This is a genomic window from Nostoc sp. (assembly GCF_036916655.1).
Taxonomy (GTDB): domain Bacteria; phylum Cyanobacteriota; class Cyanobacteriia; order Cyanobacteriales; family Nostocaceae; genus Nostoc.
Genome location: NZ_JBALFY010000099.1, coordinates 14,653 through 38,024 on the forward strand (window position 1 = coordinate 14,653; position 23,372 = coordinate 38,024).

General features: G+C 39.3%; 22 protein-coding genes and 1 pseudogene. 8 read left to right on the plus strand and 15 right to left on the minus strand.

All coding sequences use genetic code 11. The features are described 5' to 3' along the window. Positions 1-115: 115 nt before the first annotated feature. The 6 genes from V7L31_RS26190 to V7L31_RS26215 form a co-directional block, all read right to left on the minus strand. On the minus strand, positions 116-1,591 hold the full coding sequence (locus V7L31_RS26190; RefSeq protein ID WP_334698971.1) for a class I SAM-dependent methyltransferase: 1,476 nt from the start codon (positions 1,589-1,591) through the stop codon (positions 116-118). Between the two features lie 138 nt (positions 1,592-1,729). After that, complete coding sequence (locus V7L31_RS26195) at positions 1,730-2,479, minus strand: ABC transporter ATP-binding protein (RefSeq protein WP_334698972.1); 750 nt, start codon at positions 2,477-2,479, stop codon at positions 1,730-1,732. Further along, complete coding sequence (locus tag V7L31_RS26200; RefSeq protein ID WP_334698973.1) at positions 2,480-3,286, minus strand: ABC transporter permease; 807 nt, start codon at positions 3,284-3,286, stop codon at positions 2,480-2,482. 218 nt (positions 3,287-3,504) lie between these two features. Continuing rightward, positions 3,505-4,200 (minus strand): glycosyltransferase family 2 protein, encoded by a 696-nt coding sequence (locus V7L31_RS26205; protein ID WP_334698974.1) that lies wholly within the window; start codon positions 4,198-4,200, stop codon positions 3,505-3,507. A gap of 61 nt (positions 4,201-4,261) precedes the next feature. After that, complete coding sequence (locus tag V7L31_RS26210) at positions 4,262-5,968, minus strand: hypothetical protein (RefSeq protein WP_334698975.1); 1,707 nt, start codon at positions 5,966-5,968, stop codon at positions 4,262-4,264. A gap of 162 nt (positions 5,969-6,130) precedes the next feature. After that, the gene (locus V7L31_RS26215) at positions 6,131-6,907 is read right to left on the minus strand and encodes a Uma2 family endonuclease (RefSeq protein ID WP_334698976.1); all 777 of its coding nucleotides are present in this window, start codon (positions 6,905-6,907) and stop codon (positions 6,131-6,133) included. Positions 6,908-7,169: 262 nt separating this feature from the next. Between V7L31_RS26215 and petP the strand changes: the two genes are divergently transcribed. From petP to V7L31_RS26235, 4 genes are all read left to right on the plus strand, one after another. Continuing rightward, complete coding sequence (gene petP / locus V7L31_RS26220; protein WP_334698977.1) at positions 7,170-7,361, plus strand: cytochrome b6f subunit PetP; 192 nt, start codon at positions 7,170-7,172, stop codon at positions 7,359-7,361. Positions 7,362-7,482: 121 nt separating this feature from the next. Then, complete coding sequence (locus tag V7L31_RS26225) at positions 7,483-8,583, plus strand: Get3/ArsA fold putative tail anchor-mediating ATPase NosAFP (protein ID WP_334698978.1); 1,101 nt, start codon at positions 7,483-7,485, stop codon at positions 8,581-8,583. 92 nt (positions 8,584-8,675) lie between these two features. Further along, positions 8,676-9,722 (plus strand): chlorophyll synthase ChlG, encoded by a 1,047-nt coding sequence (chlG, locus tag V7L31_RS26230; protein ID WP_334698979.1) that lies wholly within the window; start codon positions 8,676-8,678, stop codon positions 9,720-9,722. 73 nt (positions 9,723-9,795) lie between these two features. Further along, positions 9,796-10,083: a hypothetical protein gene (locus V7L31_RS26235; RefSeq protein WP_334698980.1), complete on the plus strand. Its 288-nt coding sequence runs from the start codon at positions 9,796-9,798 to the stop codon at positions 10,081-10,083. A gap of 47 nt (positions 10,084-10,130) precedes the next feature. On the opposite strand, the gene V7L31_RS26240 is transcribed toward V7L31_RS26235, so the two are convergent. The 4 genes from V7L31_RS26240 to V7L31_RS26255 form a co-directional block, all read right to left on the minus strand. After that, a complete protein-coding gene (locus V7L31_RS26240; protein ID WP_334698981.1) occupies positions 10,131-11,087 on the minus strand; it encodes an MDR/zinc-dependent alcohol dehydrogenase-like family protein in 957 nt (318 codons plus the stop codon). 30 nt (positions 11,088-11,117) lie between these two features. After that, on the minus strand, positions 11,118-11,690 hold the full coding sequence (locus V7L31_RS26245; RefSeq protein WP_334698982.1) for a hypothetical protein: 573 nt from the start codon (positions 11,688-11,690) through the stop codon (positions 11,118-11,120). Positions 11,691-11,919: 229 nt separating this feature from the next. After that, entirely contained in the window at positions 11,920-12,726 is an 807-nt protein-coding gene (locus tag V7L31_RS26250; protein WP_334698983.1) for an inositol monophosphatase family protein, read from the minus strand. Positions 12,727-12,782: 56 nt separating this feature from the next. Next, positions 12,783-14,216, minus strand: coding sequence for a BCD family MFS transporter (locus V7L31_RS26255; protein WP_334698984.1), 1,434 nt, complete (start codon positions 14,214-14,216; stop codon positions 12,783-12,785). 234 nt (positions 14,217-14,450) lie between these two features. On the opposite strand from V7L31_RS26255, the gene V7L31_RS26260 reads away from it, so the two are divergent. Further along, on the plus strand, positions 14,451-15,308 hold the full coding sequence (locus V7L31_RS26260) for an Rpn family recombination-promoting nuclease/putative transposase (RefSeq protein WP_334698985.1): 858 nt from the start codon (positions 14,451-14,453) through the stop codon (positions 15,306-15,308). Next, positions 15,309-15,521, plus strand: a pseudogene (locus V7L31_RS26265) (hypothetical protein); the annotation flags it as partial. A gap of 216 nt (positions 15,522-15,737) precedes the next feature. Here V7L31_RS26265 and V7L31_RS26270 read toward each other — a convergent pair. From V7L31_RS26270 to V7L31_RS26280, 3 genes are read right to left on the minus strand one after another with little or no spacing between them, the layout of a single operon-like run. Continuing rightward, positions 15,738-16,355, minus strand: coding sequence for a hypothetical protein (locus V7L31_RS26270; protein ID WP_334698987.1), 618 nt, complete (start codon positions 16,353-16,355; stop codon positions 15,738-15,740). A gap of 18 nt (positions 16,356-16,373) precedes the next feature. Then, complete coding sequence (locus tag V7L31_RS26275) at positions 16,374-17,228, minus strand: hypothetical protein (RefSeq protein ID WP_334698988.1); 855 nt, start codon at positions 17,226-17,228, stop codon at positions 16,374-16,376. Beyond that, positions 17,176-17,919, minus strand: coding sequence for a hypothetical protein (locus V7L31_RS26280; protein WP_334698989.1), 744 nt, complete (start codon positions 17,917-17,919; stop codon positions 17,176-17,178). Before V7L31_RS26280 ends, V7L31_RS26275 begins: the two co-directional genes overlap by 53 nt. A 352-nt stretch (positions 17,920-18,271) precedes the next feature. On the opposite strand from V7L31_RS26280, the gene V7L31_RS26285 reads away from it, so the two are divergent. Beyond that, positions 18,272-18,496 carry a hypothetical protein gene (locus V7L31_RS26285; RefSeq protein WP_292736759.1) on the plus strand — a complete coding sequence of 75 codons (225 nt, stop codon included), beginning with the start codon at positions 18,272-18,274 and terminating at the stop codon, positions 18,494-18,496. Positions 18,497-18,763: 267 nt separating this feature from the next. Next, entirely contained in the window at positions 18,764-19,711 is a 948-nt protein-coding gene (locus tag V7L31_RS26290) for an aldo/keto reductase (protein ID WP_334698990.1), read from the plus strand. A 245-nt stretch (positions 19,712-19,956) separates the two neighbouring features. On the opposite strand, the gene V7L31_RS26295 is transcribed toward V7L31_RS26290, so the two are convergent. Then, entirely contained in the window at positions 19,957-21,489 is a 1,533-nt protein-coding gene (locus V7L31_RS26295) for a DEAD/DEAH box helicase (RefSeq protein ID WP_334698991.1), read from the minus strand. Positions 21,490-21,770: 281 nt separating this feature from the next. Further along, complete coding sequence (gene rimO, locus V7L31_RS26300) at positions 21,771-23,090, minus strand: 30S ribosomal protein S12 methylthiotransferase RimO (RefSeq protein ID WP_334698992.1); 1,320 nt, start codon at positions 23,088-23,090, stop codon at positions 21,771-21,773. Positions 23,091-23,372: the final 282 nt, after the last annotated feature.

A 23,372-nucleotide genomic window follows, 5' to 3' on the forward strand; every position in this document is an offset into this window, starting at 1 on the left:
ATACCGTTTCTTTGTGAAGCTGCATATATTTACCCCCCGGCTACGCCGTCCACCGATGTGTTGGGGGGACTTATTATGTGCATCTTCATAAAAAACTGGTATTACTAGAAATTAATCAAGATGAAAAAAATTCTTTAAAATAAAACCATTTTTCTCTAATTTTCCAGAATTTAGATGTTTTCATCGCTAATATTTCATCCTTTAACTCAGAATGTGTTTTATTTAATTGGCTTATTTCATCTTTAAATTTATAGTTTTCATATTGAAGTTCAAGCATTTTCTCTTCATTGGACACCATTGAGATTGTCCAATAAATATTTTCTAGATAACCCATTCCCTGAAAAGGAAATAACTGCAATTCGTGCATGATTTTAGGTATGTGATACCCATAATTATTATGCACTAATATAACAGCATATTTTGCTAGTTTAATCTTCCACATATTTAAAATTTGATCTAAAGCATTATAGTCAGGTAAGTCTAGATAAAGAAGCCTAATTGGTAGTGATTGCCAAGATTGAGCAGTCTCTTCAATTTGACTTATCCAATTCTGTTCATAGAGCCTGATTTCTTGAACTTTTCCACCATGAACAGATTTCGTAGCATCTCTGAAGATAGCTAGGCTTTCGCTAGTGTCCTGTGAAATTGTTAATGCTGTCACAGCAAGACTTCTATTATAAATATAAAAGTTACTAATTAATTCACGCTCTGAAGGGGATAAGAAGTTTGTTGGATTTACAGAATCAATAGGATTGCCATTGCTATGATTATTTGATAGTTCAGTTAGTGCAGATTTATTTACATAGAATCTCTCTAAGGCTATTTCAAGCTTATGACGCTCATTCCATAAAGCAGTATAATTTGAATCATCTTTTAAACACTCTTGAAGGTGATTCAAATGTCCTATGACTCCAATATCTTTTTTAATAGCTACAAGTATACCGTCAATGATAGTGATGTCAGAGAAACCCTCATGAGTAATAACTGTTTCAATGAAGCGGATGATACCTGGAAGGTGGATAGGGTCGTCAACATCGTCTATCAGTAACACACCTCCTACCACTAATTTTTCTATCCATTGCTCATAATCTGCTAATAATCCTTCATAAGAATGATCTCCATCTAAAAAAAGTACTCGTATTGATAATGCAGGCCAAATTCGTGCTGCTTGAAAACTATCAGTGACAAAAGTCATTACATTGGATTTAACATCAGCCACATTTAAGTTTTCTTCAAATTCCTTCAATGTGAATGCAGAGGGAATTGCAGGAAACCAAGGAGGAGCACCAGTATGTGGATCAATTGCTACAACACATTCTCGGTTTCCATCTTTTACACCTTTAGCAAAACATATAGTGGAACGTCCTTTAAAACTACCAATTTCGACTATTACCCCAGTCTGAGAGCCCCACCTACCAAGGGCATATTGAAGTAAACATTCTCTGTCAGTACCCCAACCAAATATATTTTCAGTTTTTATTAGTTGAAGTAATGCATTCCCTTCTGGAGAAGAGTAAGCCATCGTTATAAGCTCTATAAAATATTCACTGGTTGTCAACTGATCTTTTAGTTGTATTCTTGAAGGAGACATAGTACTTAATCTCATAGTATTGCAAGTATTATACATAGTTGTAACCACTGAAAAATAAAACTTTTAAATTTAAAAAAATTATCAATTAATAATATATAAAAAATTCAGTTTTTGTTAATTAATTGAATATTGGTTTTGTTAAGTCTCTCTTGGTATATTGACTGTTTGAAGATAGTATTCTACAACTTTATCTGCACTTCCAGTAAATTTAATTTGACCCTTATCTAACCATACTGCTTGATGACAAGTTTTTTGTACAAAATTTAAATCATGAGACACAACTAGAATTGTTGTATTTTCATTCCAAAATTTTTCTATCCGTTGCTGACTCTTATTCTTAAAACTCTCGTCACCTACTGATAGCACTTCGTCCAGAATTAGGATATCTGGTTGAGTATCCGTTGCGATCGCAAATCCCAAACGTGCTACCATGCCTGAAGATAAAGCTTTGACTGGAATGAATGAATAATCTTCCAACTCTGCGAACTGTAAAATTGAATGCACTCTTCCTTTCATTTCTGCTCTAGAAAACCCTAGTAACACACCATAGAGCAAAATATTGTCCATGACTGAAATTTCTAAATCAAACCCTGCACCTAGTTCAAGTAGGGGTGCAATTTTTCCGCGAACTCGCACCAAACCGCTAGTTGGTTGAAGGATACCACAAATAATTTTTAATAGTGTTGACTTCCCAGAACCATTTGCTCCAATAATTCCTATTTTCTCACCAGAATTGATATTTAAATCAATTTGATCTAGTACTAATTTTTTTACAGGCTTACGATATTTTCCTTCCAAAATTGATAAGAAAGTTTTTTTAAGATCGTAAGAAAACTCTTCTTGTGTACGTCGCAAAAGAGAAACTTTATCTAGACGAATTACTTCCATTTAGAGCAAATCCATAAATTGATGTCGCCACAATTGAAAACAAACCCATCCCAGCGAGAATATGATAATGCCACTGAGTAATGCACCCCAAATTAGACTCAAATCGGGTAAAGTGCCGGATAAAGAAATCTGACGTAGGCTTTCAATTATCGGCGATAACGGATTCAATTTTAAAATAGGTTTGACTTGTGTTGGAACAATAGCTGCTGGGTAAAATACAGGACTGGTAATCCACAACACAAATACAACTAACTCATAGAAGTAAGGTAAATCTCTAAAAAACACATATAAAGCGCTTACTAAAAAACCTACCCCAGTGGAAACTAAAACCAGCGCCAGACATGGAAAAAATAGTGCTAATATATTCAATAGGCTTTTAGAATTAACCAAAGTCATTACCGTCAGTAACGGAAACACACCAACAGCAAACTGAAATAAGTTTGCCGCAACCATTGACACTGGAAAAATACTTATAGGTAGTTGAATCTTATTCAACAATGACCCATTTGCTACAACGCTACTTAAAGCTTGGGATGTGGATGCTGAGAAAAAATTGATAACTACTAAGGCTGTAAACGCAGCCAAAATATAGTTGAGGATTGAGTTTCCATAATATGAAGCAAACGTTGTGCCAAAAATTGCAGAGTATAACCCTGTCATAATCAATGGGTTCAATAGTGACCAATAGACTCCTAAAAAAGACCCCCGATAGCGTACTTTGAGATTACGCGATACCAAGACGTGTAACAATTCCCAGTAGCGTCGTGCTTCCAACCTAGTTGAATTATGTTTAAACCAAAGTATCATTACAAACATCAGCAAACGCCACAGGCAAGTTATTCGCGAATTATATACTATTAGAGTGCTTTTTTGGGAATCAGCTTACCCAAAAAAATTTGTTTTCACTCATTTCAGTTTTTTATCATAATTTTTCATTAGTAATTAATAAACTGATTTCAAGTGAAAGTATTAATACTCCTTAATATTTATTTATATTTAAATAGCGATTGAGCAAGTATGAGAAATCATTTTGAGCGGAATAAATTGTATTTTATAATACAATAAATAGCTCTAACTCCATCTTTCCAATTTATCTTTTTACCTTCTTTATATGTCCGACCATAATAAGATATACCTACCTCATAAATGCGACATCCCATTTTTGCGACTTTAGCTGTAATTTCTGGTTCAAATCCAAAGCGATTTTCTTCTATTTTGATAGATTGAATCACTTCTCTAGAAAATGCCTTATAGCATGTTTCCATATCTGTAAGATTAATGTTAGTAAACATATTAGATAACATCGTTAAGAATCCGTTGCCAACTCGATGCCAATAGTAGACGACTCTATGGGGTTTACCACCTTGAAAGCGAGAACCAAAAACTACATCTGCCTTGCATGCCAAAATGGGTTCAATCATTAAAGGATATTCTTGTGGATCGTATTCTAAATCAGCGTCTTGAACAATTACGATATCACCAGTTGCTACTGTAAAGCCACTACGCAAAGCAGCACCTTTACCTTGATTTTTTCGATGATAAATTACTCTGTCAACTTCTAACTCTAATTTAGATTGGAGTATTTCTCTTGTACCATCTATTGAGCAGTCATCAACAATAATTATTTCTAGATTTTTGATAGGAGATCCCTTAACTGTTTGGACGACTTGAAAAATTGTTTCACGTTCGTTATAGCATGGAATAATTACAGAAACTTTCATTTTTAAATTCGCCTTTATACCCTTTATAAAATATTTGAATAATGTTATTTTTGATTTATATCTAGTCTAGTTGAATATTAAAAGAATTAAATTTTCTTGATGAACTAACAGTTTTTGTCAACAAATCTTTTGAACTAAGACTAAATGGATTTTCTATTTCTTTGCGAGATATTAAACAAACACGGCCATTGGATTTACCATTGTCACTTAACCATTTCAAGACTTCACTAGCAGTTTTACTTTTAGCAGTATCACCATAAAGACGGGGAGCATTTCCTGAATAGCCATTAATTACGGGTATGTTAGTTTCTATTGCAGCCCACATAGCGGATAAGTTAGTGACATTTGAGGATACTTTCGGATCTAATGAAGGATCTAAAAAGACATACGCAACTTTACAGTCTTTGTTCATTAGTTCTTTTATTTCACTAATTTCTTGGGCATATAAAGATTTATCGTAACCACTTAGCCCAAGGAGAGGCTGTTCGATGATAGATAAAAGAAACAATGCACTTAAAATAATTGAGTGTATTGTTTTTTTTATCATCCTAGATTTTAATAGGCAATCAAGAGATACTGCACCTGCAAGTAGAATATAAAAGTAAGCTGTTGTAGATATTCTGGTAACGGCTCTAATTATGGAAGCACCGGGTATAACATGATAAATAATTTTCCAAAGTGAAAATTCTGAAGATAATCGGGTTGATAGAAGAAAAATTGTTAAAAATACAAGTAAGCAAATCTTTACTAACACTAATTTTTCAGGTTCTAGTAAATTTTGCTTGAAAGTTAAAGTATATAAGCATATAGACATTAACAAAAAAACTACAAACCCCGGAAACATATTTGGTTCTGTTACTGTTACTGAGTCTTTAGAAGCCCAAGTAAGTAAAGGAGACCAAAAATTTTCTTGCGGAACAGATAACCAAGAAGAAAATTTAGGTGTTCCTACATACACTTCTTGCCATGTACGACCACCAAATTCTTTGTTGGCATTTATGTAAGGCATGAAAGTTACATACGTTAAAATTAGCCAAAAAATAATAATAGTAGTAATCTTACTATAATTGTAACTACAATAGGTCATAAATCCTGTAAATGCATTATGATTTAGCAGGTATCCAATAATAAAGAATATTATTAAACTAAATACTAAAAACCAACCAAGATATATACCTGCTAGTAATTGCAAGTAGCTGAATAAAAATAACAAGTTTAATCGCTGGTTATTTGGTCTATCAAAAAAAATCCATGCATTTAAAAATGCTAGTGGAGTAAAAAACTGCGGTAGAAGCTGCTGGTGAAAAATCTGATAACTCCTAAGTAAACCAAAGGCGAATAGAAAAGCCACTAGCAAAGTAATAATATGACTTACATTGTAATAGCGTAGTAAAAGTGCAAAGCTGAAAAAGCAAAAAACACATACACTAATCATCCATAATTGAAATGATATATCTGATGAAAATAAATATCTGAATAGAAAATAAATAGGTGCAGATCCAAATAAATTATCAGAAAAAGCAAGAACATTTTTCTCAGGATAGAAAAATGGTGGAGACCATAACTCTCCAATGTATTTCTTGTCATTTATTACTTTAAAAGTATGCTCTAAAAAGTAATTATTTAGCCTAGTATCTCCAGGATCAGTTTGCATCAGAGCAAAGTTACTTAGTAAAGTAGGGTAAAATAAAACAAAAACTCCTATAAGACAAACAAATGTATACAATAAAGCTATATATATTTTTTTATATTTATTATATATATTCATAATTAAAATTGCACTTTTGAGGTTGCCGCTATAATGTAATCTGTTTTTGTAAACAGCACTTTTTTATCAAAGGCATTAAGTATGATTTCTGTTTCTCAAAGGAGAATACTATCATACTTTTCCCCTATAATAAAATCGAAATATTGAGTAATGTTTTATTACTTAACTCAAGTTATCTGGATCAATTCCCTGCGATCGCAAATACTCTGCTAGTCTATCAGCCCGTTGGCGTTCCTGTTCAGCCCGTTGATGTTCCTGTTCGGCCCGTTGGCGTTCTTGTTCAGCTTCTTCTCTTCGAGTCGGCACCCAACCCGCAGAATTATACCAACGCAACCACAAACCTGTTGTCTCCTGATAACTACCTTGCCAAAGACCCAATCCTAACTCTAACTCTGCCAAAAAAAAGCGGTTCTCTGGTAAAGATATTGCTTCGTAGCGAGTGCCATTGAGTTGAAAGGCACGTAAATGATTTTCATAGCGATCGTAGATAACGTAGTAGGGAACCCGTAAAATCTGTTCATATACTTCCCACTTTGTTGGGGGTCGGTTTACTTCGCGCAGTGTTTTTCCTAAGTCTTCTTGTTCTGTACCAGGTGAAAGTAATTCAACTACTAAAAATGGATCAATTCCTTCCTGCCAAATAACGTAACTTAAGCGTAGGTCTTGCTGTTGGCTAGCACTAGGTAATCCTAAAACCATATACCAATCAGGACGCTTGTACCACAAAGGATGGCGGGGATCGTAGTAAAGATTTAAGTCGCTAGCAAGCAAAATTTCCTCAGATGGATAAGCAAGAGGCTGACAAGTCTCACTGAGAAAATCTGCCTGAATTCGGTGAAATTCATCTGGCAAACCTGATTCCCCCACTAATTCACTGGGTAAATCATACATCGTAGGCATTGTTTCTTGTGGCGGACGGGGTGGATCTGTTTGATACATGACTAATACCTGTGTTGCTGAAATCAAGCTATCTGAAACAACTCTCTCCGATTTTTGACGACAATCAACTTTGCGTCTAGACGAATTTTCCGCTAGCGATCGCTGTCGTTCTTGTTATAACCATCATTGAACCTCAGAAGTCATTAGTCATTTACTATTCTCCTTCATCTTCCCCAGTTCCCTCATCTCCCACTGAATTTATGAGAGCAGAGTCACGGATTCCGCTACACTGAGACTTGGTTTATCTGAATTGTAATCAGGCATGGAAATCGGACAAAAGGTTAAAGTCTATCGTTTGCGCGATCGCGTTTCTCCCCCAGTTGTAAAAAAACTCGGACAAGTGGGTATCATCCAAGGCTACAAAGTCACTGATGGTGGTGGAATCGGTGTAGTGGTTCTGTTTGAAGATAATTATTCCACTTGGTTTTTTGAAGATGAAATCAAACCTGTGTAGTAGCTAAGGAACTCAGATCCGAGTTTTTCTTGGTATCTAAAATTTCCAGCACAAGTTGAGAGTCTTTGTTAAGTGCTAAGTTGAAGTTGAAAAGATCGGCGGTGAAAATAGGAATCAACTAATGGCTCTAATATTGACATTTTTGGGCAAAGGCGGCACCGCTCGTACCAAAATTGCGATCGCCGCCGCCAAATTATTGGCAAGTCAAGGCAAGCGCGTACTCCTAGCAGGACAAGCAGAACCAACATTGCAAATCCTTCTGGGCACTACCATTGCTGCCGATCCCCAGGAAATAGCTCCCAATTTGCAAGTAGTCCAGTTTCAAACATCTGTACTACTAGAACGCAACTGGGACGAAGTGAAGAAACTTGAGGCGCAATATCTCCGCACGCCCATATTCAAAGACGTTTTTGGTCAAGAACTGGTAGTATTGCCGGGGATGGACAACGCCTTGGCACTGAATTCTATCCGCGAATATGATGCCAGTGGGAAATATGATGCGATCGTCTACGATGGCACGGGCGACTCTTTAACGCTGCGAATGTTGGGTTTGCCAGAGTCCCTGAGTTGGTATGTCCGGCGATTTCGGCAATTATTTGTCAACTCCGATTTGGGGAAGACAATTACTGAATCACCTTTGATTCAACCGCTGATTAGCAGTTTTTTCAATATCAACTGGACAGCAGATAACTTTGCCGCTCCCACTAACCAAGTCAATAATTTCTTAGAAAAGGGGAGAGCTGCTCTAGCCGATCCCAAACGTCTCACTGCTTTCTTGGTGACTACAGAAGATCCGATTGAGGTCGCAAATGCTCGTTATTTATGGGGTAGCGCTCAACAAATCGGTTTAACTGTTGGTGGTGTTCTGCTTGTGTCTAACGAGACAAATGTCAACCTGTCAGAGGAATTTATACCCCTACCTGTGAGCGTCGTTCCCAACTCGTCCACGGGTGATTGGCAACCACTGATAGACGCTCTACCAAACTTTGAAGCACAAGCTTTACAGGCTCCCAAACCGATTGAAATAGACGTTCACAATCGTCAAGTACGCTTATTCTTGCCAGGATTTGACAAAAAGCAGGTCAAACTTACCCAATATGGGCCAGAAGTCACGGTAGAAGCAGGAGATCAGCGGCGCAATATTCCCTTACCCCCGGCTCTGAGTGGCAGACTCGTTGCTGGAGCAAAGTTTCAGAATAATTATTTGATAATTTCGTTTTAATTTAGTTAAGAGTTAGGAGTGACGAGTTAGGAATAAAACAATAATTCATAACTTTTAACTCCTAACTCCTCACTCTAAAAAAAATACGCTTTATGTCAGAATCAACTCCCATTACCCCAGACCCTAAACCGTCTGAGGCATTAGACTCAGTAGTAAATAATCCCAATGAGCAAGCGATCGCATCTGCCGATCGCAGTGCGAAAACTAGGCAACTGTTGGGGATGAAAGGTGCATCTGCTGGGGAAACTTCAATCTGGAAAATTCGTTTACAGCTAATGAAGCCGATTACCTGGATTCCCCTAATTTGGGGTGTAGTCTGTGGTGCGGCTTCTTCTGGTAACTATACTTGGACGCTGGAAAATGTGCTGAAGGTAGCAGCCTGTATGTTACTGGCTGGGCCGTTGATGACAGGTTACACCCAAATCCTCAATGATTACTACGATCGCGAAATTGATGCCATCAATGAACCCTATCGCCCGATTCCATCTGGCGCAATTCCCCTACCGCAGGTAATTATTCAGATTTGGGTATTACTGATTGCTGGTATTGGTTTGGCATTTGTGCTGGATGTGTGGTCTGGTCATGAATTCCCCACAATTACAGCGATCGCGATTATCGGTTCTTTCATCGCTTATATTTATTCTGCGCCTCCACTGAAACTCAAGCAAAATGGCTGGCTAGGTAGCTATGCCTTGGGTGCAAGCTACATTACCCTACCTTGGTCTACAGGACACGCTTTATTTGGCGAACTGAATTCTACAATTGTGATTTTGACAATGTTCTACAGCTTGGCTGGACTGGGCATTGCTATTGTCAATGATTTTAAGAGTGTAGAAGGCGATCGCCAGTTAGGATTAAATTCACTACCCGTAATGTTTGGGATCACCACTGCGGCATGGATTTGTGTAGTGACAATTGATGTATTTCAAGGATTTATCGCAGCTTATCTTGTCAGCATTCATGAGAATTTGTATGCAACGATACTAGTACTCTTAATCATTCCGCAAATTACCTTGCAAGATATGTATTTCTTGCGCGATCCTGTGAAGAATGATGTTAAGTACCAAGCCAGCGCCCAACCTTTCCTGGTTCTAGGAATGCTAGTAACAGGTTTAGCTCTTGGTCATGCTGGTATTTAAATACTTCTATAGCCGGAAGTTAGGAATTAGGAGTTAATATACTTCTAATTCCTAATTTGTATCAGGACATACTGTGTTAGAAGTGATATTTTTCCTCATTCATGGGATTCAACCTTTTTTAGTCCCAATATGCTTTATCACTGCTTGGACTGTAACTATTCTCGTTGTTTGGAGTCTCTGGACGGCGGCGCGAGATAGTGTGACTACAGCCAAACTTATGCATCAAATCCCCTGTGCTGGTTGCCAATTTTTTACTGACAATTACCGTCTTAAATGTACTGTACGCCCATCTATTGCCAATACAGAAGAAGCGATCAATTGTCTTGACTATCAACCCAAGACGAATCCTTATCTGTATTAAGGATTGGAGATTGGGGATTGGAGGAGATGAGAGATAATGACCAATGACTAATGACTAATCTCTAACAATATTTTCAAAACACCGCGACTCTGGGCGTGTTCAAAAGCTGCAAGCCCTTCAATGAGGGGGTAAATAGCATGAATTAGAGGCTGTACATCAATTTTTCCTGTAGCTAGTAGCTGGAGGGCTAGGGCAAATGGGCCACAACGGGAGCCAATGAGGGTGATTTCATCCACTACTAAAGAAGAAACATCTAGGCTGAGATTGCCAGCATAAGTACTTTTAAGTACAAGCGTACCACGGGGACGTAGGGCGCGACGAGCGATCGCAAATCCTTCTGGGTTGCCTGTACATTCTACTGAGATATCAAAATATCCATCTGTAACGGCGTCGGCTAGATTCGTTTTTATCCCTCGTGCTTCTAAGTTAGCCAGTTTGTCTCGATGACGCCCCACAGCTAAAAGTTCACAGCCAGTTAAAGCTAATGTTTGGGCTACCAACTGCCCTAGTTTGCCATCTCCAACCACTAGTACCCGATCGTTTGGACGCAATGGCACTTGCTGCTGAATTTCTAAAGCTGCTGCTATAGGTTCTGTAAATGTTGCTACTTCTGTTGGCACATTATCAGGTACGGGATGCAGATTCTCTATCGGCAAACAGAGATATTCACCAAAAGCACCATTGCGGTTGACAATACCCAGAACTGTACGATTTTCGCAGTGTGTTGGTTGTCCGCTACGACAAAACCGACAATGCCCACACACAGCATTGATTTCTCCAACTACGCGTTGATTAACTAAGTGTTCTGGCCCTTGTTCGACAACGCCGACAAATTCATGTCCCAAAATACCAGTGTAGGGATAGTAGCCTCTGAGTAGTTCCAGGTCAGTATTACAGATACCTGCACGCAAGACGCGTACCAAGGCTTCTCCCGGTGGCGGTTCAGGAATGGAAATATCCGTGCGTAGCTGCAACTGGTTATTTTCAAGCCAAAGTCCTTTCATTTTTCTTCACGTCCTTTGCTTTATATTTTGTCATGTCTCTGTAGTAGGTATTTCTTTAATTTTGGTTACATCAACTTTGCTTAACCAAGTAACCAAGTCTTCTGAGTCAAGTGCGATTTCGCTTCCTAAGGTTTTGATATAAAGAAGTCCGTCGCTAATAATTAAATCTCGGATTGGATACCACGAATCTCGTGTTCTAATCAGCAGTTCTAACGGAATTCCTAGTCTGGAAGTATACTTACGATATTTCCACCAAGCTCGCCATAGAATGACACATTTAGTACAGTTCATCTGATAGCCTTTGGGAACTTCGCAGTATTGATACTGATAGAAACCCCGACTATCTACTTCTCCTTTGAGGATATAACTATATTCTGCTAATACCTGATTTATCAATTGCCACTGGGTTGATTTCGGAGAAATCGAGAATTCAGATAAGGTATTAGATAGTTGAACAGTGGCAATTACGCCTTCAGATTTCGCTGTCAGTTGGTTGGTTTTATAAACTGTTTGCGCTGTCAAAGCAGGATTTGACAACAAAACGTCTTTTTTCTGAATAGAGTTTCGCACAAACTCTCGAATTAAATCTAGATTAGACAACATAAAAATTTTTTATACTAAATTAACCAGTGTAATGAAAGACACAACACTACTTAAATTAATAACTACACTGGTTTTGCATTTAAATCAGGACTATTACCAGCTTTATTTATACTAAATTCTTTGTTTGATTAGGGTCTTGTTAACTTTAATATCGAGATGCCACAGTCCACTAGGCTGGTTGACAAAATTACTACTATTTACAGGTTTCTAAGCAACAAATTAAATTGCATTAAATTTTTACGCCTTCGAGAAAAGGTTGAAATACTGGAACTAATTCGGGACGACTAACAACAAGGGTGGGAAAAGAGCGATCGCTATAATCTTCTCCGGGTGATAATGGAAACGGTTCTGACTTGAGTGATGACCATACCCCACCAGCAGCTTGGACAATTACCCAAGCCCCGGCTATATCCCAAACCTTTGGTGTCGCCTCAATCCCACCCAGAGTAGCCCCAGTGGCAACTGTTAAAAAATTATAGCTAGCTACACCTAACATCCGAATTTTGCAGGGAAAGCCGTTTTTGATAGCTGCGGTGCTACGGGAACAGAGGTTAAAAAAGTGATTGTTGCTGGGACTATCTATACTAGTGTGGATAGGATGGTGGTTGAGAAATGCTCCTGTAGGTGTTGCTAAACCAGATGAACCTGCCCAGAAACCATGAAAAGCTTGATTCAAAGTTGGTGCGTAAACATACCCAAAAATGGGTGTACCTCGATACAGTAAACCCAGAGATATTGTCCAGATGGGAATGCCGCGTGTAAAGTTGGTTGTACCATCTAGAGGGTCAATTACCCAGCACCACTCAGTACCGGGAAATGACTGATCACTCTCTTCGCTTAAAATGCCGTAACCAGAGAAATTAGAAGCGATCGCATCCCGAATTTCCCGATCTGCCCATTTATCTGCTTGCGTCACCAAACTACCATCAGCTTTTTGGTCAGCCTGTACTTTCCCAAAATCTTGTATTAGCTGCTTGCCCACTCTGGTAGTGGTAGTTTGAGCAAAATCAAGAATTGTTGTCCAAAAATCATTCATTAGTTATTTGTGACTGGTCATTTGTCATTTGTCCCATGCCCAATGCCCTATACAGTTTAATCTAAATCGCTTTCTAAGACTGAAGCGATCGCCAGCTTTGTATTTGTTTTAAATTCTGTAACATTTACCCGATTGAGAAACCAAATCGACACCAACATTCCCACAGCTTCTAGAGCAAATACCAGTCCATAAGCTAAAACTAAATTGGGTAATAGCTTTCGACCTATATCCAATAAAGTACCACCTAAAACCACTGCCACACCTCTAGAGACAGATTGCGCTAGTCCCCATGCCCCAATAAATGTACCTGCGCTTTCGGCAACTGTGAGATCCAACATTAAGCTAACTGCTGCTGTAGTTAAGACACCAGTGGCTAAACCGAACAAAATTAAACTTAGCTTCAGGAAAGCTGGATTAGCTGTGAAGCCTGAGATGCCAAGGAATACTGTACAAAATGCCACTAACATGCATCCTAGTTTTGCAGTTCTCTGCTTACCTAAACGTGGCACAATCAAAAAACCACTCACACCGTAAGCAATTAGTACACCTGTTCCATAAAAAACGTTCAGTTTAGTACTTTCAGCCAAAGGCATTTTAAATACCTGACCTGCATAAGGTTCCAAAACTGGGTCTTGCATAAACAAGCAGAGAGTCATCACCAGTAAAAAGGTGAAGAATATACCTGTTTGTGGGCTGGCTGTTAAGATTTCCCAAGCTTTGCCCAGAGTTATGCTGTCTTCTCGGTCTAGCAGTGTGGTACGGCTTAAGTATTGGGAGTATTTTTTTTCCACGCCCAATGTTGCTGCGATCGCTAAACCAAATACAATTGCTGGGACGATAGTAAACAACCTATTGATTGCTGGCTGCAAGGTTTCTACGGTTGCTTCTGGGGTTAACTGTTTCAGCAAGCTGGCACTAATAATCGCCCCAACAATAATCCCCACCATTAGCATCGACCAAACCACACCGACTACTTTAGAACGGTTATCTTCTTCAGATATATCCACCAACAAAGCAGCAAAGGCAGTACCGCTAGCACAAATTCCTAGACCGTAGACAGCGAAAACTAAAGCCAAAAGTGCTGTCCAGCCGATTGTTTGGGTTGTCCATACCCAAGCACCTGAACTATTTCCAGCAAGATTCATCTGCCACATTACTTGTACAGCTAAAAAGGCTGCGATCGCAAATATTGCCGCGCCCACCCAAACATAAGCTGTACGATGATATCCCCATAACGGCTTGGCATCGGAAATCTGGCCGAACCAGACACGCGAAGGAGCAACAAATAAAGGTAGTGCTAGAACTACTGATACCAGCGTCGCCGGAATTGCTATTTCTTGAATCATGACTCTGTTAAGTACCCCCAGAGTCAAAATAGACATCATGCTCAACCCCATCTGAAATAAACCCAGCCGGAACATGGTCAGCAGGTTTACCCTTGGCACAGATATGGATTTTGTTTTGGTATCAAATACTTCACCGCTTGCCATAGCTACTTTTTCGTATGCTTTATAGGATTTAATCTCTCTCTTTAAATAAAGATAAACCCTACTCGCTTAAAATCAGCGAACGAAAAGTTGAAGTTGCGATTTGGTAAGCAATTATACACCTCAATTAGGGTATGCTTCAGCCAAGTTAGGATTAATTTTTAGGGCTTGGTTGTAATCTGCGATGTCTACGACGGGCTACGCCTACGCATAACGAGAGAATTTTAGGATGAAATAGTGAAACGAGACTCCATTTACTATCAAATTTTTAAGCGCTTTCCTGGGTTACTCTTTGAACTGATTGATGTCCCTCCTCCTCAAGCACAAAACTATCGATTTGAATCACTTGAAGTCAAAGAAACGGCTTTTCGCATCGATGGCGTGTTTTTACCTCCAGAGGGTGCAACATCCAGAGTTATCTTTTTTGCTGAAGTTCAATTCCAAAGAGATGAAGCCCTCTACCATAGGTTCTTTACCGAGTCGCTGATGTACCTGAACCGGAATCGTTCTCAGTACGATGACTGGTTTTGTGTGGTAATTTTTTCATCACGCTCTTTGGAACCAAGCGATCAAAGAACTCATCGAATATTTCTCAACAGCGACCAAGTGCAGCGAATCTATTTAGATGAGTTAGGCGCGACTAATCAGCAGCCAATAGGCATCAACTTGATGCAGTTAACTCTAGCATCGGATGAAGTGATGGCACAGCAAGCAAAGCAATTGATTGAGCGGGTAAAATTAGAGTCAACGGACATGCTGCCGAAAAACGAAATACTAGACATCATCACCACAATCGTCGTTTATAAGTTTTCTTCATTGAGTAGAGAGGAAGTTGAAGCTATGTTGGGATTGACTTTGGAGCAAACAAGGGTTTATCAGGAAGCGAAAGCCGAGGGTCGAGAAGAAGGTCGAGAAGAAGGTCGAGAAGAAGGTCGAGAAGAAGGTCGAGAAGAGGGTCGAGAAGAACGGGAAGCTGAAATGTTGAAACTTACCGTCCCTCTGTTACTAAAAACAGGGATGAGTGTGGAGCAGATTGCTCAACACCTCAATGTTGATATAGAAGCTGTCCAGATCGCTGCACAGTCAACCACATAGAAAGAGGAAGTCGAAGCTATGCTGGGATTGACTTTGGAGCAAACGAGAGTTTATCAAGAAGCGAAAGCTGAGGGTCGAGAAGAACGGAAAACTGAAATGTTGAAACTTACCGTCCCTCTGTTACTAAAAACAGGGATGAGTATGGAGCAGATTGCTCAACATCTCAATGTTGATATAGAAGCTGTCCAGCTTGCCACACAACAAAATACATAGAATGGGCATTTTATGTCTGTTGTCATATTTTGGCAAAATGAGGAGAGCTTGATTAAAATCCTCAATTGCCCTTTTATGGTATCTAGAGCGATCGCGCCAAAATGTGACTGATTTAAAATAGCTACAGAGGTAGGAGAGCAATGCTTGATTCTGTAAGAGGTAGGAGAGCGATCGCCTCAAAGAAGCAAATGGTAAAAAGCAATAAATAGGAATTGTTTATGTTCCAGATAGCCATTTTTCTTGTACATTAGCTTTCTGAATGGGTGCGGAAGAACTCTCGCGCCAGAGAGTTAACAGCCTTTGAAGATATTGCCTACCTTCATAATCTGTTCTGGCAGCGTCAAGTAAATTACTAGCAATCCATTTTGCGGCTGTATCCTCTTCTTTAGTAAGTAGACATAGACAAGATGTAATAGCTTTTATATACCAAGTTCCAACCTCAGAATTGTAGAATTCTACTATTTGCTGTTTTAAACTTGTAAAATCCCTAGTTCCATCAGGATGTAGAAGAAGTGCTATCATTGCTGCTGCTCTAATACTTGGAGCTAAAGTCAAGTTTTTAGAAATTTGACTTAAAAAAGAGGCTTCCTTTACCATTTCAGAAATTATTTTACTAGTATCTTCAAGCTGTTTGTCAACCCCTTTACTACGAAAAGCATTTTTATGCCTTATGAGTAAATCCAGTAAAGAGTTTATTATATGGGGTAGTAAAGAAGCCTCTAATGGCAGATTTAACTCAAAAGTTGAAAAATCAAATAATAATGTATCTTCACATATAACTTCTAAAGATGCTATTAACAAAGCACTACGTAATTCATGTTCGCGCTCAGGCATTTCTTTTATAAACTGTCCTCATATCGCTGGATAGGCACATATAATTCTGGGGTTTTCTATAACTTTGTCAATAATTGTATTTACAATTTCAATATCATTAACAACTTCTTGATTTTGCCACAAATAAATAGCAACAGATGGATAGTCATCTACTAAACTTTTCCATAAATCTAGGCTTAATCTTTTTCGTGTTTGTTTTATCATTAGATGTGGACGTTGCACGAAAGACAATTCAATCTGTTGATTCTCAGATAATTTTTCAAAATTTTGATAACTTATATTGTTTAAGTATTGATTTTCTTTTATCATGGAGTTGGAGTTATTTATTAATATACATAGTCCTAACCTGGAAAGCAAAATATTAAACAAATTTTCTCCTTTATCTGAAAAGCAACTTTTAATTTCCGACAAAATCGAACGCTGTTTTTCTTTACTATAACGAGCAATCAAATAGATTAACTGCAATAATTGGGGAGTATTATCAAAGTCAAGCAAAAGATTAAAATCAGAAAATTTTTCTGTCAAATTTAGCTGATTACAAACAACTTTAACAACCAAATAATCCTTAGAACTTTTATTTTGATTATTAGGTAATAGAGATTCTTTTAATTCTAAAATAACTTTGAAAATATTTATTTGACTAGACGAAAGATTCAATTCTTTAGCAATATTAAAAGAATCTTCAATATTCCAGCTAAGAATTTCTATACATGATTTAAATGCTTCCTTTGTAAGAGAAGCCCATTTAGGACTTAGGAGAATTTTAACAATAGTTTTAACGAACCAACGTTTAAGAGTAATTGATTGTCTCCTCATCCCGTTATTTCGACTTAATAAAGTTGAAGTTAACACACATGAAATAGTTATATTCATGACAACGAAATGGGAGGTCAACAAAAAGTTGGTGAATACCTGGACTTTCTCCAGTAGAACCAGCTTGCTCTAGTTTGGTGTATTGTTGGTCATCAAGTTGAGATAATATTAAGAAACGAAGGATTGTTTTGGCCTCAGCTTGTGCATCCTTAAGTTGATTAAAAATTTCGGTCAAGATGTTTCCTGGTGTCAGAAAATGCCTGTAATGATCGCTGATTTCTGGATTAAGTATTAATAAATCAAGGATCTTACGTCCACCCCATATATGAAAGTTATCTTTCAGTTCAGGGAATTCCTTAGCCACCAATTCTCTTGCTTGATCAAATGCACCAGTTTCTGGAGTTCCTGAAGGATCAATATTAGTTGCAACAATCCAGTTATCTGGTAATTTCCGTCCCGATTCAGGATTTTTAAACTCTTTTAACTCTGCTCGAATCTGACTTAATAACCATTTCTGACTATCTTTAGAAAGATTAGGCTTATGAAACTTAGACTGTAAGTACCAACATCCAGACCAACGATCTATTTCACTGGGATACGGTGCTTCTCCTTCAAAATATCCATCACGTCCACCATCAGAGCCTGGACTAAATCCTGTTAGTCCAAGCCCAAGGGCACGTAGAGCAAGATGATTTACCAAATGCTCAAAAGTATTTGGATCTAGCTGGGTTAAATCGTAGCTATCAGGCATGGAATTTAAGAATTATGGGATGTTTGAACAATTTACAGTTAGGTGAGTGAACATTATCCACCACAACTTTTGAGACGTATGGATCGAGTAAGAGTTATGGCTCAAGTTTAACTCATTTGTAATAATTTATACTTCAAATAAGCTTTTCATCTAAAAAATGACGCGCTAAATCCTTAATATCCAATGTCCTATATTGCGCTGTAACTTTATCGGACGAAATCAAGCCACATAAAAATATCAATGTAAAAATGTGGTTTTAACTACGCTATTCTATTGAATTAGTAAGATAAACTTGCCGTATGTATGTCATCAAACTACTTACCTTCATCTAGTAACCAAAAAGGCATAAGTAATGAGTAAAGAACCAGTCAAAGTAATATTATGGGAAGAAAATCAAAAAGATTTTCTCAAAAAATTCTACGATCTCCAATTTACTCCCAGAGTAGGAGAGGAAGTTTACTTAAAAAAGGAAAGATGGAAAGTAACCAGAGTTGAGCATGATGTAGAAATTAGTGAGATTAATGTCTACATGGAATTAATCAAAAAAGCCAAGCAGGATAAATCATCTAATTCATAAATACAAGTAAATACACTCAACTATAGCAATCTTATTTGATTTGTGAGAATTGCGACCCGCAGATCCCCGACTTTTTCGACAAGTCGGGGATCTTGTTTATGCGCGTTTGATTCAGGTTTTAAATCTTTATGCAAGGTGCGATGTCTACGACGGGCGTAGCTGCGACACCACAAGAGTTGCAGCCAAGTGGTGGCGATCGCACCCAATCTTGTCTATAACGATACACTATAAAAGTAAAGAAATGTAAATAAACTAAATTTTGCAACCGTGGAAAACATCACATTGGGGCAAAATGGCCCATCTGTTACGCCCTTGTGCATCGGCACTTGGGCTTGGGGTGATAAACTATTTTGGAATTATGGCGATCGCTACGGTCCAGAACAGTTACAAGAAGCCTTTACCGCAGCTTTAGATGCTGGTATTACCTTCTTTGATACTGCCGAAGTCTACGGAATGGGACTATCAGAGAAATTTTTGGGACAATTTCTGCAACAGACACAACAACCTGTACAAATCGCTACAAAATTTGGCCCCCTACCGTGGCGATTTACAGCCCAATCCGTCTCTGATGCTTTAACAGCCAGCCTCAAACGCTTGCAATTAGAGCGAATCGCCCTGTATCAAGTGCATTGGCCTTTTGCCTTCCTTCTAAGTCAAGAAACTTTGATGAATGCCCTAGCGGATGAAGTGAAGCGAGGGAGAATTGCCGCAGTTGGTGTAAGTAATTACTCAGCAGAGCAAATGCGAGACGCGCATCAAATATTGGCAGCCCGTGGAGTACCTTTGGCTGTGAACCAAGTACGCTATTCTTTACTCAGTCGCCAAGTTGAAAGCAAAGGTATTATCACAACTGCGCGTGAGTTGGGTGTGACTATCTTGGCATATAGTCCTTTAGCACAAGGATTACTCACAGGCAAGTACAGTATTGATAGTACTGAAATCCCCACTGGTGCGAGGAAAATAGACCCGCGATTTAAGAAAGAAGGACTGCAAAAAATTGCCCCAGTCATATCTTTACTACGCAACTTCGGGGAGAAATACGATCGCACTCCTGCCCAAGTTGCTCTCAACTGGTTAATTGCTCAGGGGAATGTTATTCCCATTGCTGGGGTGAAGACAGCCGAACAGGTACGGCAAAATGCTGGCGCTTTGGGCTGGAAATTGAACGACGATGAAATTGGAGAGCTAGAACTAGTTAGTCGTCCTTGGCTGTAGAGACGTTGCAATGCAACGTCTCTACTCAAACACAGGAGGGTAGAATATTCTGAATTCTGTATTCTGACTCCTGTTTTATCTTCCTACAAACTGGTAGAAAAAATTACCCAAAAAGCCAAAAAGTCAAGAGCCAAAGTCAAAATCTTGACTCCTAACTCTCAACTCTCCAATTTCAGGTTTGGATTTTGGATTGAAGAAAAAACCTCAAATCTAAAATCCAAAATTGATTAACTTCTAACTGTTGACTAAGAAGCTGATTCTCTAGCTGTCGGTGAACCTATCTTTTTACTAGGGGATGCAGAAGACTCGTGCCCACTTGTCCGCAGTTTTGGCTTGGGAGAAGAATGTCTTTCGTCTCCATTGTTGCTATCCGATTTCCATGCAGCACGGGGACGATCGCTAGAAGAAGATTCACGACGCTTACCGAGTCTTGGTTTGGGAGCAGAAGATTCTTCTTGGGGAATTTCCACGTCTGAACTCAACCAAGCGGGACGAGTTTGGTCGTAAGCGATTTGTAGTGCAGCTGCGGCGATCGCTTGAGCATCGTATTCTTCAATCAGTTCGCTGACAATTGGCAAGAATGAAGCCAAACGCTCGCCTGTCAAAGCTTCCCGCACCAGTTCTTGCAATTTCAGAATGTGTTTTGCTTCAATCTGGGCGCGTGTGGGAATCGTCAGCACTTGCCAATTTTGGCGGTTATGACGTTCAAATGTTTGCTGTTTGCGCCGCTCAAATGGCTGTACTAGAGAAATTGCTGTTCCTTCTTTACCAGCACGACCAGTACGACCAATACGGTGGACGTAGGTTTCTACGCTATCGGGTAAGTCGAAGTTGATTACATGGGAGAGTTGATCGACATCTAACCCTCTTGCTGCAATATCAGTTGCTACCACCCAGCGAACTTGACGGTTACGGAATCTGATTAATAACCGTTCCCGCGCTTGTTGGGACAAGTCACCGTGGTATTCATCGACACTGTGACCAGCACCTTGTAACTGACTGGTAAGTTCGGCGGCGGTGCGTCTGGTGCGGACGAAGATTAAAGCTGTTTCTGGATCTTCCATTTCCAGAATTGGCTGTAAAGCTTTGGCTTTTGTCCAGTGGCGGGGGATCAGATAAGCTACTTGATTAATCTTGTTAGGAGCGGCTTTTGGCTGCTCGACGGTGACAGTTGCAGGCGATCGCAAGAACTTGTTCACCAACATCCGAATTGATGGTGGCATTGTTGCCGAGAATAAAGCTGTTTGGCGATCTACGGGCGCTTGCGAGAGGATTTTGATTACATCGTCGATAAAGCCCATGCTCAACATTTCATCGGCTTCATCTAACACAAACCACTTCACTTGATCGAGCTTTAAACAGCCGCGATCGAGCAAATCGATCACTCGTCCGGGAGTGCCCACAACCATGTGAACGCCACGTTTGAGTTGTAACATTTGACGGTCAATTGATTGACCACCGTAGATTGCTAACACCCGCAATCCTTCATTACCGATGAATTGGGCGATCGCATCGTGAACTTGCATCGCTAATTCACGAGTTGGTGTTAAAACTATGGCTTGTACGGCTCTTTGATTAATATCTAGCCGCTCTAAAATTGGCAGTGAAAATGCTGCCGTTTTGCCTGTTCCAGTTTGAGATTGACCGACTACATCACGACCGGCTAGCAATTGGGGAATTGCTTGCACTTGAATGTTAGTTGGTTCGGTAAAACCGATTTTCTCTAGTTCTTCGACACGTTCTTGAGAAATACCTAATTCTTGAAATGAAAGAGTCATTAATTCGTCCTAAATTTTATGTAAGGATTTTGGATTAGTCATTTAGTCATTAGTTATTAGTCATTAGTCATTAGTCATTAGTCATTAGTTATTGGCTAGTTAGTAAGCCTTGGGCGATAGCAAAGCCTCAAACTCTTGGAGAAGCTATGCCCACGAGTGAGTCCCCGAACTTCAGGTAAACCCTCATGAAAACTGCCATTAATGCAGCGTCGATATTGGAATAAGGGTAAATCTGTAAGGGTCATTTAACAAAAGACAAAAGACAAAAGACAAAGGACAATTTAGTTATTGACTACCTGACCATAGAGGTCGTATGTATCAGCGTGGTGAATCGCTATTGGCACGATGGTTCCTAATTTTGCCTGGCCTTTGACATATACCAGACCATCAACCTCTGGGGAAAATCTACCTGAACGACCTATTAATTCACCACTTTCAGGATTTTCTTGCTCAATCAGGACATCAACGATTTTGCCTACTTCCTGTTGATTTTTCTTTTGGGAAATCGGTTGCTGGATTTCCATAAGTTGGTATCGGCGCTCGTCCATCACCAATTGGGGCAACTGATTTGGCAACTTGTAAGCTGGGGTTCCTTCCTCAGAGGAAAAGGTGAAGACACCAACATGATCGAATTCATGCCTTTGAACAAACTCTAATAAATGCTCAAAATGCTTGTTTGTTTCTCCTGGGAAACCAACAATAAATGTTGTCCGCAATACGGCTGTTGGTAGCGCCGTTTTGATGCGATCTATAATCCCATCATTTACGCGTCCTTGCCAAGGACGATTCATGGAGCGGAGAACATCTGGATGAGAATGCTGCAAGGGCAAATCCAGATAAGGCAAGACGTTGGGTGTTTCTTGAATCGCCGCGATCACATCTGGGGTCAGTCCCGTGGGATAAGCGTAGTGCATTCTGATCCACGGTATATCTACTTTCCCCAAAGCGCGAAGTAATTCGGCTAATTTTGGCTGACCGTAAATATCTAGACCGTAGTTAGTGGTGATTTGGGAAATTAAAATAATTTCCTTTACCCCTTGACTAACTAACTGCTCCGCTTCGGCGACGATAGATTCTATAGTACGCGATCGCTGGTTCCCTCGAAGATGAGGAATTATACAAAATGCACAACGATAATCACAACCTTCGGCAACTCGGAGGTAAGCAACGCCCTCTGTTGTAGTCCGATAGCGCGGTGTAGTCTCATCGGCGATGTAGGTTGGCTCAATACTAACCTGTTTAACCCGCTCGCCAAGTTCAACACGCTCAATTACATTAACAATTTTGTGATAATCGCCTGTACCCACCACCGCTACTGCTTCAGGTAACTCTTCCAAAAGTTGCTCTTGGAAGTGTTGCGCCATACAGCCAGTGATTACGATCTTTTTATTTGCCTCTGCCAGTTCTACTAAAGTTCTGACAGATTCTTGCCGGGCCGCTTCAATAAAACTACAAGTATTAACAATAACGTAATCTGCTAACTCTTCATTTGTATCTACACCGTAGCCTGCTTCTACAAGCAGTCCTAGCATGTGTTCTGTATCAATTCGATTTTTCTCGCAGCCTAGATGAGAAATGGCAATCGTTGGCTTGTCACCCATATTTTGAAAATATCTTCATTTTTTTTCTTGTAGTCAACATTCCGGCGCTAATTTCAATTTTTTTCGACCGCTATCCTTCTAATAACAGTACGATGGCAGATTTTCACTGTCAGTAACCGTCCGTAGAATTATGACCCTATCAATAATTAAAATAGAGGTCATGTTATGATATTTTTATCAATCTGTTCCCCAGGGTAAATTGAAGTGTCTTTGGGTACATTTGACACTTGTAATGTTTTTTAACAATTCGCCTATTGATATTTTACATTACCACGGCGTGTG

Coding starts and splice junctions, on each gene's coding strand:
- V7L31_RS26190 (WP_334698971.1), bottom strand. CDS start 1,591: ATGTCTCCTTCAAGAATACAACTAAAAGATCAGTTGACAACCAGTGAA.
- V7L31_RS26195 (WP_334698972.1), bottom strand. CDS start 2,479: ATGGAAGTAATTCGTCTAGATAAAGTTTCTCTTTTGCGACGTACACAA.
- V7L31_RS26200 (WP_334698973.1), bottom strand. CDS start 3,286: ATGATACTTTGGTTTAAACATAATTCAACTAGGTTGGAAGCACGACGC.
- V7L31_RS26205 (WP_334698974.1), bottom strand. CDS start 4,200: ATGAAAGTTTCTGTAATTATTCCATGCTATAACGAACGTGAAACAATT.
- V7L31_RS26210 (WP_334698975.1), bottom strand. CDS start 5,968: ATGAATATATATAATAAATATAAAAAAATATATATAGCTTTATTGTAT.
- V7L31_RS26215 (WP_334698976.1), bottom strand. CDS start 6,907: ATGTATCAAACAGATCCACCCCGTCCGCCACAAGAAACAATGCCTACG.
- petP (WP_334698977.1), top strand. CDS start 7,170: ATGGAAATCGGACAAAAGGTTAAAGTCTATCGTTTGCGCGATCGCGTT.
- V7L31_RS26225 (WP_334698978.1), top strand. CDS start 7,483: ATGGCTCTAATATTGACATTTTTGGGCAAAGGCGGCACCGCTCGTACC.
- chlG (WP_334698979.1), top strand. CDS start 8,676: ATGTCAGAATCAACTCCCATTACCCCAGACCCTAAACCGTCTGAGGCA.
- V7L31_RS26240 (WP_334698981.1), bottom strand. CDS start 11,087: ATGAAAGGACTTTGGCTTGAAAATAACCAGTTGCAGCTACGCACGGAT.
- V7L31_RS26245 (WP_334698982.1), bottom strand. CDS start 11,690: ATGTTGTCTAATCTAGATTTAATTCGAGAGTTTGTGCGAAACTCTATT.
- V7L31_RS26250 (WP_334698983.1), bottom strand. CDS start 12,726: ATGAATGATTTTTGGACAACAATTCTTGATTTTGCTCAAACTACCACT.
- V7L31_RS26255 (WP_334698984.1), bottom strand. CDS start 14,216: ATGGCAAGCGGTGAAGTATTTGATACCAAAACAAAATCCATATCTGTG.
- V7L31_RS26270 (WP_334698987.1), bottom strand. CDS start 16,355: ATGCCTGAGCGCGAACATGAATTACGTAGTGCTTTGTTAATAGCATCT.
- V7L31_RS26275 (WP_334698988.1), bottom strand. CDS start 17,228: ATGAATATAACTATTTCATGTGTGTTAACTTCAACTTTATTAAGTCGA.
- V7L31_RS26280 (WP_334698989.1), bottom strand. CDS start 17,919: ATGCCTGATAGCTACGATTTAACCCAGCTAGATCCAAATACTTTTGAG.
- V7L31_RS26285 (WP_292736759.1), top strand. CDS start 18,272: ATGAGTAAAGAACCAGTCAAAGTAATATTATGGGAAGAAAATCAAAAA.
- V7L31_RS26295 (WP_334698991.1), bottom strand. CDS start 21,489: ATGACTCTTTCATTTCAAGAATTAGGTATTTCTCAAGAACGTGTCGAA.
- rimO (WP_334698992.1), bottom strand. CDS start 23,090: ATGGGTGACAAGCCAACGATTGCCATTTCTCATCTAGGCTGCGAGAAA.